The organism is Vibrio pelagius, assembly GCF_024347575.1.
In the GTDB taxonomy this organism is placed as follows: domain Bacteria; phylum Pseudomonadota; class Gammaproteobacteria; order Enterobacterales; family Vibrionaceae; genus Vibrio; species Vibrio pelagius.
Genome location: NZ_AP025503.1, coordinates 1,354,881 through 1,374,860, shown reverse-complemented (window position 1 = coordinate 1,374,860; position 19,980 = coordinate 1,354,881). Strand labels below are relative to the sequence as shown.

Sequence of the window (19,980 nt, the reverse complement as noted above, 5' to 3'; positions counted from 1 at the left end):
AAACTAAAAAGAATTAAGCGTATGGCATCATACGAGCAACTGCAGCCACTTCACACTTAGGAAGGATTGCATTTGGACGTAGCTGACGCTTGTTCTTAGTAGTACGCTTAGTCAGGATGTGACGTTTACCAGCGTGCTTAAACTTAATACCACCAGCAGTTTTCTGGAAACGCTTAGCAGCACCTTTGTTGGTTTTCATCTTAGGCATGATGAATAACTCCGCATTGTTGAGTTGTTAATAACAATAGTAATTAGGGCGAATAAAACCCCGCAACCAGAGGCTGCAGGGTTCAATTACTTGCAAAGCCGTTAATTACTTCTTTTTAGGGGCCAATACCATGATCATTTGGCGGCCTTCGATTCGAGTCGGGAAAGATTCTACAACAGCTAAATCTACTGTATCTTCTTTCAGACGATTCAAAACGTCGACACCGATGTCTTGGTGAGCCATTTCGCGGCCACGGAAGCGAATTGTTACCTTCACTTTGTTGCCGTCTTCTAGGAAACGCGTCAGGTTGCGTAGTTTTACCTGATAGTCTCCAATGTCAGTTCCAGGGCGGAATTTTACTTCCTTAATCTGAATCTGCTTTTGCTTCTTCTTCTGCTCTTTCGCAGCTTTGCTCTTCTCGAAGAGGAACTTACCGTAGTCCATCACACGACAAACTGGCGGCTCGGCGTTAGGGCTGATCTCTACAAGATCCATACCAGCTTCTACAGCTGCATCAAGCGCTTCTTGGATAGAAACGATACCAACGGCTTCACCGTCAGCGCCTGTTAGACGAACTTCACGAACGCCACGAATTTCACCGTTTAAACGATGCTGGTTTTGTTTGGCCGGTTGTTGGCCACGTCTTCCGCCTTTAATAGCTTATTCCTCCAGATTGAGCTTACGGCTTGAAACCTCGGCTTGGATGTAAGAAATAAAGTCATCCACTTTAAACTTGCCTAGGTCTTTACCTTTACGTGTACGTACTGCAATTTCACCGGCTTCCATTTCTTGGTCACCACATACAAGCATGAACGGTACACGTTTCAAAGTGTGTTCGCGAATTTTAAAGCCAATCTTCTCATTTCTCAAGTCTGCTTTGACTCTAAATCCACTTTTTTGCAGTTTTTTCGTAATTTCTTGTACGTATTCCGACTGTTTGTCGGTAATGCCCATTACAACTGCTTGTTCTGGCGCCAACCACGTTGGGAAGAAGCCAGCGTATTCTTCAATTAGAATACCGATGAAGCGCTCTAGAGAACCTAAAATCGCGCGGTGAATCATAACTGGCGTGTGACGCTCGTTATCTTCACCAACGTAAGTTGCACCTAGACGCTCTGGTAATGCAAAATCGAGCTGCACTGTACCACATTGCCATGCACGGTCCAAACAATCATGCAAAGTAAATTCAATCTTAGGACCGTAGAACGCGCCCTCACCTTCTTGAATCTCGTATGCAATTTCCATTGACTCTAGTGCAAGCTTAAGGTCAGCCTCAGCGCGGTCCCACATTTCGTCAGAACCTACACGTTGCTCTGGACGAGTAGACAGCTTAACAACAATGTTTTCGAAACCGAAAGTTGTGTAAGTGTCGTAAACCATTTCAATACAAGCTTTAACTTCTTGTTGAACTTGGTCTTCAGTACAGAATACGTGAGCATCATCTTGAGTAAAGCCACGAACACGCATGATGCCGTGAAGCGCACCAGATGGCTCGTTACGGTGACATGAGCCGAACTCAGCCATACGTAGCGGTAGATCACGGTAAGATTTCAGACCTTGGTTGAAGATCTGTACGTGACCTGGGCAGTTCATTGGTTTGATAGCGTATTCACGGTTCTCTGAAGACGTTGTGAACATCGCTTCTGCGTATTTGTCCCAGTGACCAGAGCGTTCCCAAAGTACACGGTCCATCATTAGAGGACCTTTTACTTCTTGGTAATCGTATTCAGTCAGTTTTTGACGTACAAACACTTCTAGTTCACGGAAAATAGTCCAACCGTTGTGGTGCCAGAACACCATGCCTGGTGCTTCTTGCTGCATGTGGAATAGATCCAATGCTTTACCAATCTTACGGTGGTCACGCTTTGCTGCTTCTTCTAGACGAACTAGGTGAGCTTTAAGCGCTTTTTTATCGTGGAATGCAGTACCGTAGATACGTTGCAGCATCTTGTTGTCACTGTTACCACGCCAGTAAGCACCCGCTACGTTAAGTAGAGTGAAGTGCTGACAGAAACCCATATGTGGTACGTGTGGACCACGACACATATCGATGTATTCTTCATGGTGGTATAGGCCTGGACGGTCGTCTTTAGAAACGTTCTCGTCTAGGATTTCCATTTTGTATGTTTCGCCGCGAGCTTCGAAAGCATCACGCGCTTCCTGCCAGCTAACTTTCTTCTTAACAACCTGGTACTTGGTCTTAGCCAGCTCTTTCATGCGCTTTTCAATCTTCTCAAGATCTTCTTGCGTTAGAGAGTGCTCTAGGTCGATGTCGTAGTAGAAGCCGTTGTCGATCGTTGGACCGATCGCCATTTTCGCTTCTGGGAATAGCTGTTTAACAGCGTGACCAAGAAGGTGAGCACAAGAGTGACGTACAATTTCAAGACCATCAACTTCATCTTTAGCGGTGATGATTTCTAGGCTTGCATCGTTCTCGATTAGGTCGCAAGCATCAACACGCTCGCCATCTACACGACCAGCAATGGTTGCTTTAGCAAGACCAGGACCGATTGATAGGGCAACATCTAAAGTTGATACAGGGTTGTCAAATTGACGCTGACTGCCGTCAGGAAGAGTAATAATTGGCATTATTTGTCCTTTACAGTGGTGTTGCACACCAAGCAACACATGAAAATGTTTAATATATGTCGGTCAACCAAGCGGAGTTGGTTGGGGATATATGCATAAGTAAAATTCACTTTTCAAGAAACAAATACAGATGCCTCTTTAAAAAGCGAGCAGGCATTGTAACGAATTCATATTAAATAACAATGATCGCTTTCTCCCATGCACTTTCAGTAAGCACAAAAAGCCAAAAATTCAAACCAAAAAACGAAGGTTAATAAAATGTTAAATATCATTTTTACCACTAAGCTTAACTTACTATCGCTAGTTAACCTTGGGGGTGGGAATGAAAAACAGAGTTTTGATTCAAACGCTGAGCTTTGTGACTCTCTTTCATACTGCGCCTAGCTTTGCTAGCGATGAATATGGACCGCTATTGAGTTATGTCCAGTCCCCTCTGCATTCAACGCGTCATACGCCAACCCTACGTTCAGGTTTCCCTATTAGTGATGGTGATATTGAGCTTTTTACCAGCTTTACTGCAGCGAGTATCTGGGCTAACTCCTATGACTATCATCTCGACTATTATCAAAACCAACTCCACACCGGACTACGCTGGCAAGTCAACAGTGATTGGCAATTTGAACTCAATTACCGCTGGCTATATGCCGGCAATAATCACCTTGATAGTTTGATTATCGATTTTCACGACTTCTTTAATATTGACCAAGCAGGACGCGACCAAAAAGACAAACACGAATTCGACATTTATGCACCGCAACATGGTGTCAACATTTCCAACTTCTCTGGGGACACTCTGACCAGCGCCTTTACGCTATATGGCCAATACCAATTCATCAATACGCCATCTCACGGCCTGTCATTGGGTATCGCTCTTTATAAAAACAACGTTAATAACGGTATCTTTGAAGGGGAAAGTTTTGAGCAGAGTGCGCAGTTAAATTACAGCTATGCATTTACGGATCAAAGTATCTACTCCTCTATCGCAATCACGCACCAATCCGACTACGAACGAGAGAATGACTTTCCGCACAAAAGTACCCTGCTCTCATTTATGGTTGGGTATCGCTTGGAACTGCTCACCAATCATGAACTTCATTTGGAATATCGACTTTATGAAGGTGCAGAGAATGGCCCTACCGAGTTTTCAGAGTCTGCCAACGAAGTTCTCTTCGGTTACCGCTACAAATTGCCGTTTGGCGCGGTTGAGCTATCGATTATTGAAAACATCATCAATATGGATAACTCGACCGATGTTGGCTTTCAAATAGCTTATCGTCATCGAATCAGAAGCAGTGAGTAAGTTGCTCAATAGAATGTACCAATCCATTCACTTGAATGGACCAGAGACAAAAAGCCGCGCATCGACACGGCTTACTCTTGCTTAGTGACTACTGATACCAATCATAGTAAATAATTGCTCACCCTAGCTTGTTAAAACGCTCGATAACTGCGTTAGAATTTTTGATTGTAGAATAACTACTTACCGAAAAATGCTGCCTTGTTCTCAAGCCTTTTCCCTGCGCTATTTCTGATCACTTACTTACTGTGATTGGTATTCAACTACTTACTTATGAGCTCATGATACGAGAAACAGCAGAATTGATATCACTATCAGACGCATTGATTGGCAGGCTAAATGAGATGTACTGGTCATCACGGAAACTCAATGAACGATCGATTTCAGCTAGGCAGTGAACCGTATTACCATTCACGATAAATGAAAGCTCAATCTCTTTGTTGTTGATGAAACCGCCGTTTCTAAATTCTATCTCTTGGTAGCAACCCGACACAGACGAGAAGGTGTTGCCTTTTAAGTAGCCCTTTTCAACATCGGCTTTGACCATTGTCATCCCCGCAGTCTCAACACCTTGGATGATCTTTTCAACCGTCGGCAGAGGTTTAACTACGATAAAGTCGCGATCTTTAGGATCAATTGCGAAACCGATATCTAGGTTCGTTTCTACCCATACATGGCACTGATTCATTTTCGCATTGAGTGCTGTGATTGGCGTTTCATCATTCAACTTTAAGCGAAATGGGACTTTCTTAGTTTCACCAGGTTGAATGGTGAATGGCTCTACTGCTTGAATTCTTCCTAAAGAAAAGGTCTCGTAACTTGTGCTGTCTTCCGTTTCCACTTTGACTTCGGTATTCAGCACCAAATTAATCAGATCGATCTGCTGCTCTACATCACCACCGAGAATATGGACGTTTCCGGATAATTCCCCACCTTGGAACACTTCGATATTATCCAAAACTGTGTCAACTTTAGCCGCACCTATACCCAACGAGGCTTTTAGTTTTTTAAACATACTTTCCCTTTTTAGAATTATCGTTTTTGAATGACTAATGACTTACTTAAATGACTTGAGGGTCAAACGACCAATTTGCTGCAGTTGCATCATATTAGCAAGTAATTTGCCCCATCCATGAGTCATCACACCCCACATTTGGCGTAAATATTGTAATCGTTCGCAAATCAGGTACCCTATTTGTATATTCAATTGAGGGTTAAGTATGTCGAACGCGCCGTTATATTTGCAGATCAAGCAGTTTATAGATGACAAAATTTCTAAGGGGCACTGGCCGCCCGGTCACAGAATTACCACAGAGTTAGAGCTGACCGAACAGTTTAACGTAAGTCGAATGACGGTGAATAAGGCTATCAGAGATCTGGTAAGTGAAGGGAAGTTGGTGCGTAAGCCTCGTCTCGGTACTTTCGTCTGCGAGCCGACAGAAAAGGCGCAATCTCCTCTGCTCGACATCAATAACATCGCTCAAGAGATACGTGAACGTGGACAAGATCATCGAAGCCAAGTGCTGAAGCACCTGCAAATCAACGCGGATGAAAAGACCGCTATGCAACTGGGCGTCATGATCAATGCACCTATTTTTTATAGCGAAATCATCCACTTTTCTAACGAAACACCAACCCAGTTAGAATGCCGATGGGTGAATTCGGACATTGTTCCTCACTACCTTGACCAAGATTTCACTCACGCTACTCCGAACGAATACCTCTCAAACAGCTGCCCATTGAGTGCCATAGAGCACACTGTAGAAGCCATTGTGCCAGACGCTAGAGTTCAGAAGAGCCTAGAAATGGCAACTAACGAGCCTTGCTTACTGCTCAATCGCCGTACTTGGAGTGCCGAACGCTTAGTTAGCTTTGCCCTACTTTATCACCCTGGTTCCAAATACAAATTAAGCTCCAAAATACTACTCGATTAAAGCACATCATCCTGCTTATTGATCACAATTTTGCAACATCAACTTGATTAGTTAAGCGCTTTAGCCTATTTATTTGTATATACATTTAAACAACCAAGGTTAACGATGGAAATGGTGACAAACTTGATTCTCAAAAATGCCAGTATTTGCTCAATGGAAGTTGGCGAGAGCGGCTACGCAATATCTGCGCTTCAAGACGTGCTAATCGTAGATGGCAAAATTGCTCAAATCGTGCCATCAGAGTTAAAGGTATTTGCTACACAAGAATCAATGTCAGATCATCAGGTTGTTGACTGTTCAGGTAAGTTGGTAACCCCAGGGTTGATCGACAGCCACACTCACCTTATTTACGCGGGTAATCGTGCTAATGAGTTTGAGATGAGATTAAAAGGTGCAGCCTACACTGACATCGCAGCGCAAGGTGGCGGAATCTTATCGACAGTTCGAGCAACACGTGCCGCGACTGAAGAAGAACTCATTGAACTAGCCCTACCGCGCCTCGATGGTCTGCTAAGTAGTGGCGTTACCACGGTTGAAGTTAAGTCCGGCTATGGATTGACACTCGAAGACGAGTTAAAGATGCTCAGAGCAGCTAAGGCTTTAGAAAACCATCGTCGTGTGCGTATCACAACTACACTTTTGGCTGCACATACCGTTCCACCTGAGTTTAAAGACAACGCCGATAAGTATGTCGACCTTATCTGTGACACTATCATCCCACGAGTCGCTGCGGAAAAGCTTGCAGATTCAGTCGATGTGTTTTGTGAGTCGATTGGCTTTACATTGGAGCAAACCGAGCGCATCTTTCAAGCGGCCATAAAGCATGGCTTGTCCATCAAAGGTCACACTGAACAACTCTCTAATATGGGCGGCAGTGCATTAGCCGCAAACTATGGAGCGACCTCTGTCGATCATATTGAATATCTCGACCTTGCTGGCGTGCAAGCACTAAACGAAAACAATACCGTCGCAAACCTGCTACCGGGCGCTTTCTACTTTTTAAAAGAGACCCAGTTACCACCTATCGAACATCTACGTGAATACAAAGTACCAATGGCTCTTGCTACCGACTTAAATCCCGGTACTTCACCCTTTGCTGATCTCACGTTGATGATGAACATGGGCTGCACTCTCTTTGGTTTAACTCCGGAAGAGTCTTTGAGAGGCGTTACCTGCCACGCAGCGCAAGCCATTGGCAAAGCCGGTTCTCGCGGGAAAATTGTAGAAGGTTACGACGCAGACTTCGCAATCTGGAACATTGAGCACCCAGCGGATCTTAGCTATCAGGTAGGTGTACCACGTCTATCTAAACGTATCGTTGCAGGAGAGCTATGTCATGACAGCTTCTAATCTAACCCAGCACAATCACAAGTGGACAGGTCGTGATGACCTAGAAGATGGAGTGGATGGTAAACGAGTTCACCACATCACGCAGATCGTTGATTGTCAGAATATCCCTTCTGAGCAAGGCGTTGCCCTTATCGGCTTTGAAACTGACGCTGGCGTCGCACGAAACAAAGGGCGCGTCGGAGCTGAGCAATCACCGAACCTCATTCGCCAAGCACTCGCAAATATGGCTTGGCATAACAAAGCGAATGTTTACGATCTCGGAAATGTAACGTGTGAAGGTGATGATCTGACTCACGCACAAACACAGTGTGCGGAGGTTGTGACTCAAGCCCTAAAAGAAACACGCACTATCGTATTGGGTGGTGGACATGAGATTGCTTGGTCATCATTTCAGGGGTTAGCCAACCACCTTGATCAGAGATCACAAGACCAACCACCTCGTATCGGTATCGTCAACTTCGACGCGCATTTCGATTTACGTGAACATGAAAGCGAGATTGCCGATGTAAAACCAAGCTCTGGCACGCCATTCAATCAGATCCACCAATGGTGCCAAAATAATGGCTGGCCGTTTCATTACGCTTGTTTAGGCGTGAGCGCTGCGAGCAATACGCAAGCTCTGTTTAAAAAAGCAGACGCGCTCAATGTGTGGTATTTGAACGACCACCAGATCACCTACCCTAACCTAGTCGGTAACCTAGAAAAGCTGTCTGAATTTATCAAACAGTGCGACTACTTATACCTAACCATCGATCTTGATGTTTTCCCAGCAGCTACTGCACCCGGAGTCAGTGCACCAGCAGCACGCGGAGTCAGCTATGACAATCTCGCGCCGCTGTTAGAACTCGTACTTCAACACTCAGATAAATTGCTACTCGCTGACATTGCAGAGTACAACCCAAATTACGACATAGACCAACAGACGGCTCGACTTGCTGCGCGCCTATGTTGGGATATCGCCAACGCTATGGCAAACGCATAACTTCAATAAAAACAAAGATAACGTGAACATAAGGAAATCCAACATGACGGAACATCACAATAGCGACCCTCGCCTAGATACCTCACGTGAGATTCGCGCTCCGCATGGTACGACACTGCGTACTAAATCTTGGCTGACAGAAGCGCCACTACGCATGTTAATGAATAACCTAGACCCAGACGTGGCTGAGCACCCTCACTCGCTGGTTGTTTATGGTGGTATTGGCCGCGCTGCTCGCGACTGGAAATGCTTCGATACTATTGTTGAAGTACTAGAGCGCCTAGAAGACGATCAAACCCTATTGGTACAGTCAGGCAAACCAGTGGGCGTTTTCCCAACTCATAAAGACGCACCACGTGTATTAATTGCCAACTCAAACATAGTACCGCACTGGGCAAACTGGGAGCACTTTAACGAGCTCGATAAACAAGGCTTGATGATGTACGGCCAAATGACCGCAGGTAGCTGGATCTACATCGGTTCACAAGGCATCGTTCAAGGTACTTACGAAACCTTCGTTGCAATGGCTAAACAACACTTCAATGGTGATGCAAAAGGACGCTGGATCCTAACAGGCGGTCTTGGTGGCATGGGCGGCGCTCAACCTCTAGCGGCAACCATGGCAGGTTTTTCTATGATCGCGGTTGAGTGTGACGAATCTCGTATCGATTACCGTCTACGCACTGGCTATGTAGACAAAAAAGCCACCAGCCTAGATGAAGCAATGGCGATCATTACAGAATCTGAAACACCCGTCTCTGTTGGTCTACTTGGTAACGCAGCCGACGTATTCCCAGAACTTGTTGAACGCAACATCACCCCAGATGCCGTAACAGACCAAACCTCTGCTCACGACCCACTCAATGGCTACCTACCTCAAGGTTGGTCAATGGAGAAAGCAGCGGAAGAGCGCTTAGCCGACGAAGCGAAAGTAGTCAAAGCTGCGAAGCAATCTATGGCAATCCAAGTGCAAGCGATGCTAGATCTGCAAGAACGCGGTGCAGCAACCGTGGACTATGGTAATAACATTCGTCAAATGGCACTGGAAGAAGGCGTCGAGAACGCATTCGATTTCCCAGGTTTCGTTCCTCAATATATCCGTCCTCTTTTCTGTGAAGGTATTGGTCCATTCCGTTGGGCTGCACTGTCTGGTGATCCAGAAGATATCTACAAAACTGACCAGAAAGTAAAAGAGCTGATTCCTGACAACCCACATCTTCACAACTGGCTAGATATGGCTCGTGAACGCATTCAGTTCCAAGGTCTACCTGCTCGTATCTGTTGGGTTGGTTTGAAAGACCGTGAACGTTTAGGTCAGGCGTTCAACGAAATGGTTAAAAATGGCGAACTAAAAGCACCCGTCGTTATTGGTCGTGACCACCTAGATTCAGGCTCAGTAGCGAGTCCTAACCGTGAAACAGAAAGCATGATGGATGGCTCTGACGCTGTATCAGATTGGCCACTACTCAACGCGCTACTGAACACAGCGGGCGGCGCAACTTGGGTGTCTCTACACCACGGTGGGGGTGTAGGTATGGGCTTCTCGCAACACTCAGGTATGGTGATCTGTTGTGATGGTAGTGATGATGCTTCTCGTCGTATTGCTCGCGTGCTGCACAACGACCCAGCAACTGGTGTAATGCGACACGCTGATGCAGGCTACGACATTGCTAAACAGTGTGCGAAAGACCAAAAGCTAGACCTACCTATGTTAAACGCTGAACTACGTAAGCTTTAAGAGTGAGAGAAGATATGTTGAACCTATTACTGAAACCAGGACAACTTGGCCTATCCGAGCTTCGTAAAATCAGCCGTAGCCCAGTGAACCTATCGTTGGACCCTGAAGCCATTCCGGATATCGAAGCAAGCACTCAGGTCGTTGAACAAGTGATCGCCGAAGATCGTACCGTGTATGGCATCAACACTGGTTTTGGCTTACTCGCAAACACGAAAATCGCACCTGAAGATTTAGAAGTACTACAGAAAAGTATCGTGCTTTCGCATGCGGCTGGTATCGGCAAGTTCATGTCTGACGAAACCGTTCGTCTAATGATGGTGCTAAAGATCAACAGCTTGTCACGTGGCTATTCAGGTATTCGTCTTAAGGTCATCAATGCACTTATCGACCTAGTGAACGCGCAAGTCTATCCTTGTGTGCCACAAAAAGGCTCTGTAGGTGCATCGGGCGACTTGGCACCCCTTGCTCATATGAGTACGGTTCTACTGGGTGAAGGTCAAGCGCGTCACAACGGCAAGATCATTACTGGCCTAGAAGCGATGCAAATTGCAGGGCTTGAGCCAATTACCCTCGCACCGAAAGAGGGTCTAGCACTACTCAACGGCACTCAAGCTTCTACAGCATTTGCACTAGAAGGCCTGTTTGCGGCAGAAGATCTATTTGCGTCTGCAACAGTATGTGGTGCGATGTCAGTAGAAGCGGCGCTTGGAAGCCGTCGACCTTTCGACCCTCGTATCCACCGCGTACGTGGCCACCGTGGTCAAATGGACGCTGCACTGGCTTACCGTCACCTACTCGATCAAACCAGTGAAATTGGTGAGTCTCATACTTGTTGTGAAAAGGTTCAAGATCCGTATTCACTACGTTGTCAGCCTCAAGTGATGGGTGCTTGTTTGCAACAGATTAGAAATGCAGCGGATATCCTAAATATTGAAGCAAACTCTGTGTCTGATAATCCATTAGTGTTTGCAGACGATGGCGACATTATTTCTGGTGGTAACTTCCACGCAGAACCTGTGGCAATGGCCGCTGATAACTTAGCCCTCGCGATTGCAGAAATCGGTAGCTTGTCAGAGCGACGCATGGCTCTGCTTATCGATAGCGCATTAAGCAAACTACCTCCATTCTTGGTCGATAACGGTGGTGTGAACTCAGGCTTTATGATCGCTCAGGTAACTTCTGCGGCACTAGCAAGTGAAAACAAAACACTCGCGCACCCTGCTTCGGTTGATAGTTTGCCAACCTCTGCAAACCAGGAAGATCACGTATCAATGGCAACATTCGCAGGCCGTCGCTTACGTGACATGGCCGAAAATACCCGTGGCATCCTTGCCGTTGAATACTTGTCAGCAGCGCAAGGGCTTGATTTCCGAGCGCCAAACAAGTCTTCAGCGAGAGTGGAAGAAGCGAAACAAATTCTACGAGAGAAAGTCAGCTTCTACGACAAAGACCGCTATTTCGCGCCAGACATTGAACAAGCTAACTTGCTGCTTAAGCTTTCAGTACACAACCATCTAATGCCTGACGGTATTCTATGTAGTTTCTAAGTAGCAATTTTCTAAGCTAATAAATTAGCCGCTTAACCGACTAAGCCTGCACTTCATTACCCCGGGTATCGAGTGCAGGCTTTAATAATTTGCCCCTTTACCTTCCTAGTCACCCCTGCCATTTGCAGCATCAATATAACAATCAAGATCACATAAAACCTACACGGTCGGTCAGTAGAATATGAACACAGTCACTAACTGGATAGACCATTAGATTCGAATTAGTCCGTTATAATCGCCCCAGTTTTGATAATGAATAGCGGTATTATGTTTCTAACACCATACGTTTCTACTGAAGAAAACAAATTTCAATTCACTCGTGAACAAGCTAGTCACTTCGCAAAAAAGGTTGCTGGTGATTTCAACCCAATTCACGATGAAGATAACAAACGCTTCTGTGTACCTGGCGACCTACTATTTGCGGTTCTACTGCAAAAGCAAGGCATCAGCCAAAAGATGCGTTTTGATTTTTCAGGCATGGTAAGCGATGGCATTGCATTAGATGTAGAAAACAAATGCGATAAAGAAAGTGCTGTTGTTGATGAGAAAGGCAAAGAGTACCTACACATGACATGTGAAGGTGAAACAAGCCAAGATCAAGCCTTCATCGAGCATGTCGTGACTAACTACGTTCAGTTCTCGGGTATGAACTTCCCGCACATCATGGTTCCTCTTATGGAAGAGCAACAGATGATGATCAACTGTCAACGTCCTCTGGTTATCTATGAAAGCATGGAAGTAGAGTTTTCTCGTTTAGACCTAACTCACCCAGAAGTTGCGTTCTCTGGCGCAACATTCGACGTTGAAGGCAAGCGCGGTGTTGTAACTCTTAACTTCGACTTTAAAGAAGATGGCGAAGTGGTTGGTAAAGGCGTTAAACGCATGGTAGCAAGTGGCCTTAAGCCATACGACCAAGCGTCAGTTGACGACCTAGTAAACCGCTTCAACGAGCGCAAAGATATGTTTCTAGCACAGTTCGCTGCAGCCGCTTAATGAGTCAAACTTCTCTGTAGCGCAAAGCAATAGCAAAAATTATAAAGCCCAGCTTGTGATAAGCTGGGCTTTTTGATGTCTGCAACCTAATTGACGACAGGTAAGGTTTCAACAAAAAGATCTTCACACTATGAAGCTCTTTAAATCAAAACACTGGGAAATTAGTGGCGTTTTCTTAGTAAACCAACGCCCACTAACATTAACAACCAGTGCCAGCCAAATGAACCACCGCCGCCGCCCGACTTAGCGACTTGAGTACCACTTGATTTAGAGATCACAACCTCATTAGTGTATTTAAGGTTGCTGAACTTAATTTTATCTTGGCCACCAATACCATTTTCGTCCTTTGCATAAGCAATCATTATGCTATTGCCAGTTTCACGGACTAATCTAAGTTGAGCAGTATCTGATCCAGTACCTGACTTAGAGTACTCTAACTGTCCATTAACAAAAATCAGCATATAATCATAGTTTTGCTCAGTCGACACATTCAAGTCTAACGATACTGTACCTCTTGGAATACCCTGGATACTAACACGAGCTATTTGAGCATGACTTAGTGATGGTGAAACGATCTCACTGCCTTCCACTCTCCACGCTTCGGTGCTCAATATTTCACTGTTTGGAATATTAATCAGAGAGGCAGCACTTTGATTTAACTCACGAGCACCTATCACATTCACATTACTTGTTACCACCTCAGACCCTGCCAAATCGGTATTTATCTGGACACCAAATGGGTCCTTGCCGATTAAATTAATCTCTTTGGTCACTTGGATTTGACAAGTTTCACCAACCGCAATGTTGTTACAACCGTTGTTAACGATGACAGCACCTTTCAACGGAGTGACATTAGAAACCGTAATTACCTGATCACTGTAGTTTGCAAACTCAAAGGTATGAGTAAGCTCTCCAGGAGTACGCATACCAAGGTACTCATTTTCACGATAACTAAAGCCTTTTGTTTTATCAGCGATCCATGATTCAAAATGGCTTATGTTGGTGTAAACACCATAAGCATTAGCTTGGGCACATCCATCTCCCCAACTAACAATACCTAACTGTTCGTAACTCCCATTGGTTTCTAAAATGATGGGGCCACCACTGTCACCTTGACAAGAGTCTTTCCCACCAGCAGGAAAGCCCGCACAGAACGCATCATCGCCAATAAAACCATAGTTCGAGTTATTATCACCCGCAGCTTGGCATATAGCTTGGTCGACTAGAGGTACATTCACCTGAAACAAGTTACTATTTGAAGCGTAGCGGTCTGAGGCGTCTTGGTCTCCCCATCCCATTACCGTTAAGGTTTGACCATTTTGTAGATTCGTGCGTGTAAAGCGATCAACTAAAGAAACCTGTTTCTCTTGAGGCTCTTCCGTTAATTCCAATATAGCAATATCGTTGTTCAATCGAATGCGGTTGTAATCGGCATGCATGTAGATATTTTTCACAGAATATCGATGGCTCTCCGCCTCAGTTGAAGCGAGGTTCGATGTCCCGATAACTACATCGAAATCTTTACCACTCATAGCGTCAACACAGTGTGAAGCTGTCAAGACATAACGCTTTCCTATATAACTTGCACCGCAAAATTGTCCGTTGTACGCATCAATATCTTTAAAAACAAGTGCCGTCATAAATGGCCAGCTATCCGTAGCCGCTTGCTCACCATTAATGATTCGAGAAGAAACGTCAGCGAACGCTGATGTCGAAGACAAACATGCCAATCCAATAACAGCGGACAGCAACTTAGTCTGTTTCATATTTTACCTAGCCTTAAATACTTCTATTAGTTGGCGCAGGCTAATTTATAAATAAAACATATGAAACATGAGTTTTGTATTTTTGTGACGTACATTAAGGTGTGAGATTTATTCTCATTTACAGATCACCTTTTTAAATCCAGCGGCGAACTTTCTGTTTGTAATCAACGTATTCAGCCCCAAATAGCGATTCCAATGCTTGCTCTTCAGGAAGGATTTGAAAGCGGTTCATATAGATAACGAACAACAAGCTAAGCACAAGACTAAATAGATTTTGAAGATAGTATCCGAAACAAAAGAGCAGGATGAAGAGCGCAAGATACATTGGGTTTCTGCTGTATCCGAAGATACCTGAATCAACCACCAATGAGGCACTGTCCACTTTGATTGGGTTGACGGTAGTTTTGTGTTTTTTGAATTCCCAAACAGCAGAAAGGCCAATCACACCGCTACTCAAGATACCCACGAATAATATGAGCTGATGATAAGGAAGAGAGAACGAGGCTGACGTCAGACTATTGGCTAGCCAATACGACAACAATAAAAACACAACAAATAGCGCGAGCGGTGGTACTTTTAATTCCAAGAACTTCATAGCCTTCCCTATGCGATATTGAGATATTAAAAAGCCCAGTCATTGCTGGGCTTCATCATTTATATCAATCTTTCAAGTGCTTGTAGTGGGTGAGCAAGTTTCTCCCCCTCGAAGCGCTTAACCTGACTTCTGCAAGAATACCCTGTTGCAAGGCATCGATCTTTCGGGAGATCTTGAATTTGTGGCTTCCAACTCAATCCATAGATATCTTTCGACATCTGTAGCTTATCGACTTCGTGACCAAAAGTACCGGCCATACCACAACAACCCACGGGCACCGTCGTTAACCCGGCACCAAAGTGAGCGAATATTGCGCCCCACTCTTTCTCTGCATTTGGCATTTTGGTCTTTTCAGTACAGTGAGCAAACAGGTACCACATCTCTTCGCTAGACTCGCGAGTAGCAAACTCTTCAAGACGTGGCAGCATCCATTCATGCACGGTGAGTACATCAAAATCACCACGCTTATCACCGAGAACTTCTAAGTATTCATCGCGGTAACAAAGTACCAGAGCCGGATCAACACCCACAAGTGGTATACCGATATCCGCAATGAGCGATAAGAAATCAGCGGTCGATTTGGCGTTCTTAGCAAATTTACTCAAGAAACCCTTTATATGTTGAGCCTTACCATTTGGTTTGAATGGTAGAACAACCGGAGTTTTCCCAAGCTTGATAAGTAACGAGACAAAGTCTTCAACCACGTCTGCGTCGTAGTAACTGGTGAATGGGTCTTGAACGATCAGAACGTGCTGTTGTTTTTGTTCCTTCGACAGACCTTCTAAGTACTGTAAGTCAAACGCCTTGAGCTGCTTTTCAGATAGTCGCTTATCCAGCGTAGGCACAGACATCAAAGGTGCATCAACATAACCTACGGTTTTTGCTGTCGCGCTTTGCACCCATTTCTGAGACAGAGCCGCGTTGACAACTTTTGGCGCTTTTGCCATCAGCGGCAACATGGTTTCAATGTTCGCCACCAAATAGTCTTTCGCCGGACGTTGGTAACGAGAGTAGTAGATATTTAAGAAACGAGAGCGGAAGCTTGGAACATCAACTTTAATCGGACACTGGCTCGCACACGCTTTACACGCAAGACAGCCATTCATCGCTTCATGCACTTCATGAGAGAAGTCGTATTCGTGACGCTTGTTCAGCGAGTTACGAACACGTTCGATCATGGTTTTCACAGGCGTAGAGTCGTTTAGCGCTTGTTGCTCCAAATCAAGGATATCAACCCCCTGCTCGGTCAATTGACGTAACCACTCACGCACTAAGCCCGCTCTGCCTTTTGGAGAATGACGACGATCAGCCGTCACCTTCATCGATGGGCACATCGGTGAGCTTGTATCGTAGTTAAAACATAGGCCGTTGCCGTTACACTCCATCGCTTGCTTGAAGCTGTCACGGACTTGTACATCAATCTGACGATCGTAGTAACCGCGTTTAGTGTCGGTGACTTTAACCAGCTCTGCATCACTATCAAGCGGTGTACAGATCTTACCTGGGTTCATCTTGTTGTGCGGGTCAAACGCCGCTTTTACTCGACGAAGCTCCGTGAACAGCTCTTGACCAAAGAAGTCTGGACCATATTCAGAGCGATAACCCTTACCATGTTCACCCCACATCAAGCCGCCGTATTTCGCCACCAGCTTAACGACCTCATCGGAGACTTCATGCATCAACGCTTCTTGTTTCGGATCGCAAAGATCCAGCGCTGGACGCACGTGCAGAACCCCCGCATCCACGTGGCCAAACATGCCATAGTTTAGAGACTTAGCATCAAGCAGTTCACGGAACTCAGCAATAAAGTCTGCTAGGTTCTCTGGCGGCACACAAGTATCTTCAGCAAATGCAACAGGCTTAGCTCGTCCTTTTGCTGCCCCCAACAAGCCTACGGCTTTTTTACGCATGTTATAAATACGACCAATGCTCGCTAAGTCACTGCACACTTGAAAACCGATAATACCCGCTTCTTCCGCTTCTAGCATTTGGTTCAAGCGTTCAGTCAGTGCACTCACTTGAGCTTCAACTTCAGCCTCATCCTGACCAGCAAACTCAACCATATTGATACCGAGCATCTCTTTATTCGGCACATCAGTCAGCAAATCACTCACTGTATGCCAAACAATATCTTGCTTAGCGAGATTCAATACTCGTGAGTCAACGGTTTCGACAGACAAAGCATTCGCTTCCACCATAAATGGCGCATTACGCAATGCAGAGTCAAACGAGTTGTACTTCACGTTGACGAGCGTTCGAGCTTTTGGAATAGGAGTAAGATTTAGCTTGGCTTCAGTAATAAAAGCCAATGACCCCTCTGCACCACACAAGACGCGAGTGATATCAAAACGGTCGTTTTCTTCATTCAACGCGTTCTTTAGGTCGTAACCCGTAAGAAAGCGGTTCAATGGTGGGAATTTTTCTAGGATTTGTTGACGTTTTTCACGACAAACAGATTCCGTCACTTCTAACGCTTTATGGGCGTACTCACCAACGTTAGGTAACCCATTTGAAAGGTCTGACTCCAGAATAGAACCGTCAGCAAACACCGCTTGTAACGATAACACATGATCGGACGTTTTGCCGTATTTCAGCGAGCCTTGACCAGAAGCATCCGTATTGATCATACCGCCAAGTGTGGCGCGGTTACTGGTCGAAAGATCGGGGGAAAAGAAATAGCCATAAGGTCGAATCGCATCGTTCAATTGATCTTTGACGATACCCGCTTGAACACGCACCCAACCCTCTTTCTCGTTGATCTCAATGACTTGATTCATGTATCGAGAGAGGTCGACCACCACACCTTTCGTCAAGGATTGCCCATTCGTACCAGTACCACCACCACGTGGCGAAAAAGTCACTCTTTCATACGTGGATTTGGCACTGATTTTTCCGACCAACGAAACATCGTGAGTAGTCTTAGGGAGTACCACCGCCTGTGGCAACTGTTGATAAACACTATTATCGGTTGCGACGGCTAAGCGGCTTGAATAATGAGATTCGATGTCACCAGTAAAACCGGCCGCTTTTAACTCTTCTAAAAAGCGAACAACAACTGGATCGACATCAGCATTGAGTTGAAGTCTTGGTAACATTTGCTTCCTGCCCCTACTTCGCTGATCCTATCAGCAATGGGTTAAATTAGAATTTTAATAATTTTCTTTGAATTTCGTCACTTTACTACTAATAAGTTCATATAAAAAGGTGATCAAATAAGAATCTCAGTGCAAGAATGCAATAATAGTCACTTTTCTATTCATTCAGCACTAGTATACTGAATGGTGTTTTATTAAAGATACCCATGAGCGCAATATAATGAGAAAAAATAAGACAGTCACAACAGAAGACATTCTTCTAAAACTTTGCCAATCGGTATCAAGCGTACTGACTTCTGCAACTGCCTCCTCTGTTCAATACTCAGCGATGGTTCAAAAGATCAGTAAGACCAGCCTTAAACCAGATTTTGGTTGTTTTGTTCTGTTCGATGGCGGATTTTCTGGCCTTGTTGTTATTAATTTTACTTCAAAGGCCGCACTAGAGATCTACACCAACTACATGCGCAACATGGGCATGCCTGAAGATGAGCTTGCTGTACTGCACACCTCTGACGAAGTGGGTGATGTTTTGGGTGAGCTGATGAACCAATTGGTTGGCGACTTTACCAACAAAGTACGTAAAGAGCTGCAGACTAACATCACCCAGAACCAGCCAAAAATGTTAGCACTGAACAAGCAAGTTAACCTATCAGTAGATACAAACTTGGACCGCCCACAAGCGCGCCGTGTGACTTTCTCTACTGAAAAGAACAACATTTTCTACCTAGAGCTGGCAATGGACAAAACCGAGTTTATCCAACTTGAAGAGTTTGAAATTTCTGAAGATGAATGCCCAGACAGCATATTAGAAGCAACTCAAAAGAAAATGAATGATGGCAAGACAGACAACAAACTGTCTGACAACGACGCCGCAGCAGACTTGCTTGACGAACTCGGCATCTAGTAATCGAAACCTCGCTTTCACCTTCTCAAAACACCATCAATAATTTGATGGTGTTTTCATTTCTAAGATGACTTTTAGATCAAGCACTCACATTGCTAACAAGACTTTTACTTTCTGTTGCTCACTAAAACGGGTAAAATGTCGGACTTTTAAAAAAATGTGGTAATGATTAGTCGATCGATGGATAAGAAAAGAGCCCTCAAAAAAATTGCCAAGTGCTTAGAGCTTGGAAACTCAGCCAACGTTAACGAAGCCGCTAACGCGATCAAAATGGCGCATAACTTGATGCTCAAATACGGCCTCGAGAAGGACGATATTGAATTCATCAAGATGGGGAAAACTCAATCAACACATCTTCTGCCCGCTAACATTAGCTCAACCCTTCTACGTGTCATTCGTGGTATCAATACCAAATTTGGTGTCGAAGCAGTGCTTCTCAATCACAAAGGCCTGAAGCGCGCCGAATTCATCGGTGAAGCCGACCGTGCGATATTCGCAGCCTTCGCTTTTGACATCATCTACCGTGAAATGAATGAGCACACAGGCCAGTTCCGTAATAGTTTTGCGGGTTCAGGCACGAGTTCACCTGAAGTGACTCGCCGAGTAAACTCGTTTGTCTCTGGCTGGGTTGAAGGCGCATTGGAAAAACTGCCGACTATCACGCCTGATGATGAGTCAAACAACAAAATCAATAACTACATTGATAAAGAATTTAAAAACATCGACCGCGAAACCTTCAAGCAACAACTAAAAGAAGCAATGAAAAACCTTACTGCTGATTATGAGGTAGGGTTAAAGAAGGGTCGTAAGTTATCTGTAAACCGTCCTGTCGCTGGTGCACAGGAGGCCAAGCGGATAACAAAGTCTTAAGACTGGCTATATACTTAAAAATTAAACCGCTAATAGAAGTTTCCTCGACGGATATACAGAACAATATGTTTGTCATACACATCGACTGTATGACTGAAGTACAACATGGAGA

Annotated in this window: 16 protein-coding genes; 9 read left to right on the top strand and 7 right to left on the bottom strand. The window is 44.9% G+C overall.

Annotation, left to right across the window (positions count from 1 at the left end; translation table 11 throughout):
* Window positions 1-13: 13 nt before the first annotated feature.
* The 3 genes from rpmI to thrS form a co-directional block, all read right to left on the bottom strand.
* Window positions 14-208, bottom strand: coding sequence for a 50S ribosomal protein L35 (gene rpmI, locus vsple_RS06160; protein WP_032549209.1), 195 nt, complete (start codon window positions 206-208; stop codon window positions 14-16).
* A 105-nt stretch (window positions 209-313) separates the two neighbouring features.
* Window positions 314-802, bottom strand: coding sequence for a translation initiation factor IF-3 (gene infC / locus vsple_RS06155; protein WP_301339526.1), 489 nt, complete (start codon window positions 800-802; stop codon window positions 314-316).
* Between the two features lie 66 nt (window positions 803-868).
* On the bottom strand, window positions 869-2,797 hold the full coding sequence (gene thrS / locus vsple_RS06150) for a threonine--tRNA ligase (protein ID WP_032549211.1): 1,929 nt from the start codon (window positions 2,795-2,797) through the stop codon (window positions 869-871).
* Between the two features lie 322 nt (window positions 2,798-3,119).
* Here thrS and vsple_RS06145 point away from each other — a divergent pair, with 322 nt between their 5' ends.
* The gene (locus vsple_RS06145) at window positions 3,120-4,097 is read left to right on the top strand and encodes a DUF3187 family protein (RefSeq protein ID WP_261882980.1); all 978 of its coding nucleotides are present in this window, start codon (window positions 3,120-3,122) and stop codon (window positions 4,095-4,097) included.
* Window positions 4,098-4,365: 268 nt separating this feature from the next.
* On the opposite strand, the gene vsple_RS06140 is transcribed toward vsple_RS06145, so the two are convergent.
* Window positions 4,366-5,109, bottom strand: coding sequence for a sporulation protein (locus vsple_RS06140; protein WP_261882979.1), 744 nt, complete (start codon window positions 5,107-5,109; stop codon window positions 4,366-4,368).
* 205 nt (window positions 5,110-5,314) lie between these two features.
* On the opposite strand from vsple_RS06140, the gene hutC reads away from it, so the two are divergent.
* From hutC to vsple_RS06110, 6 genes are all read left to right on the top strand, one after another.
* Window positions 5,315-6,028 carry a histidine utilization repressor gene (hutC, locus tag vsple_RS06135; RefSeq protein WP_261882978.1) on the top strand — a complete coding sequence of 238 codons (714 nt, stop codon included), beginning with the start codon at window positions 5,315-5,317 and terminating at the stop codon, window positions 6,026-6,028.
* Between the two features lie 105 nt (window positions 6,029-6,133).
* Entirely contained in the window at window positions 6,134-7,378 is a 1,245-nt protein-coding gene (hutI, locus tag vsple_RS06130; RefSeq protein WP_420833789.1) for an imidazolonepropionase, read from the top strand.
* Window positions 7,365-8,360 (top strand): formimidoylglutamase, encoded by a 996-nt coding sequence (gene hutG / locus vsple_RS06125; protein WP_261882977.1) that lies wholly within the window; start codon window positions 7,365-7,367, stop codon window positions 8,358-8,360. The genes hutI and hutG overlap by 14 nt, the downstream gene beginning before the upstream one ends.
* A gap of 43 nt (window positions 8,361-8,403) precedes the next feature.
* Window positions 8,404-10,098, top strand: coding sequence for a urocanate hydratase (hutU, locus tag vsple_RS06120; RefSeq protein WP_032549217.1), 1,695 nt, complete (start codon window positions 8,404-8,406; stop codon window positions 10,096-10,098).
* 14 nt (window positions 10,099-10,112) lie between these two features.
* Entirely contained in the window at window positions 10,113-11,645 is a 1,533-nt protein-coding gene (hutH, locus tag vsple_RS06115; protein ID WP_261882976.1) for a histidine ammonia-lyase, read from the top strand.
* A gap of 267 nt (window positions 11,646-11,912) precedes the next feature.
* A complete protein-coding gene (locus vsple_RS06110) occupies window positions 11,913-12,638 on the top strand; it encodes a DUF3581 domain-containing protein (protein ID WP_255230871.1) in 726 nt (241 codons plus the stop codon).
* A gap of 161 nt (window positions 12,639-12,799) precedes the next feature.
* On the opposite strand, the gene vsple_RS06105 is transcribed toward vsple_RS06110, so the two are convergent.
* The 3 genes from vsple_RS06105 to ydiJ all read right to left on the bottom strand — a co-directional run bounded on the left by vsple_RS06105 (window position 12,800) and on the right by ydiJ (window position 18,094).
* A complete protein-coding gene (locus vsple_RS06105; RefSeq protein ID WP_261882975.1) occupies window positions 12,800-14,404 on the bottom strand; it encodes a S1 family peptidase in 1,605 nt (534 codons plus the stop codon).
* Window positions 14,405-14,537: 133 nt separating this feature from the next.
* Window positions 14,538-14,999: a methyltransferase family protein gene (locus vsple_RS06100; protein ID WP_261882974.1), complete on the bottom strand. Its 462-nt coding sequence runs from the start codon at window positions 14,997-14,999 to the stop codon at window positions 14,538-14,540.
* A gap of 59 nt (window positions 15,000-15,058) precedes the next feature.
* On the bottom strand, window positions 15,059-18,094 hold the full coding sequence (ydiJ, locus tag vsple_RS06095) for a D-2-hydroxyglutarate dehydrogenase YdiJ (RefSeq protein WP_261882973.1): 3,036 nt from the start codon (window positions 18,092-18,094) through the stop codon (window positions 15,059-15,061).
* Between the two features lie 220 nt (window positions 18,095-18,314).
* Between ydiJ and vsple_RS06090 the strand changes: the two genes are divergently transcribed.
* A complete protein-coding gene (locus vsple_RS06090; protein ID WP_255230875.1) occupies window positions 18,315-18,998 on the top strand; it encodes a DUF3334 family protein in 684 nt (227 codons plus the stop codon).
* 180 nt (window positions 18,999-19,178) lie between these two features.
* Window positions 19,179-19,868, top strand: coding sequence for a DUF2786 domain-containing protein (locus vsple_RS06085; RefSeq protein ID WP_261882972.1), 690 nt, complete (start codon window positions 19,179-19,181; stop codon window positions 19,866-19,868).
* Window positions 19,869-19,980: the final 112 nt, after the last annotated feature.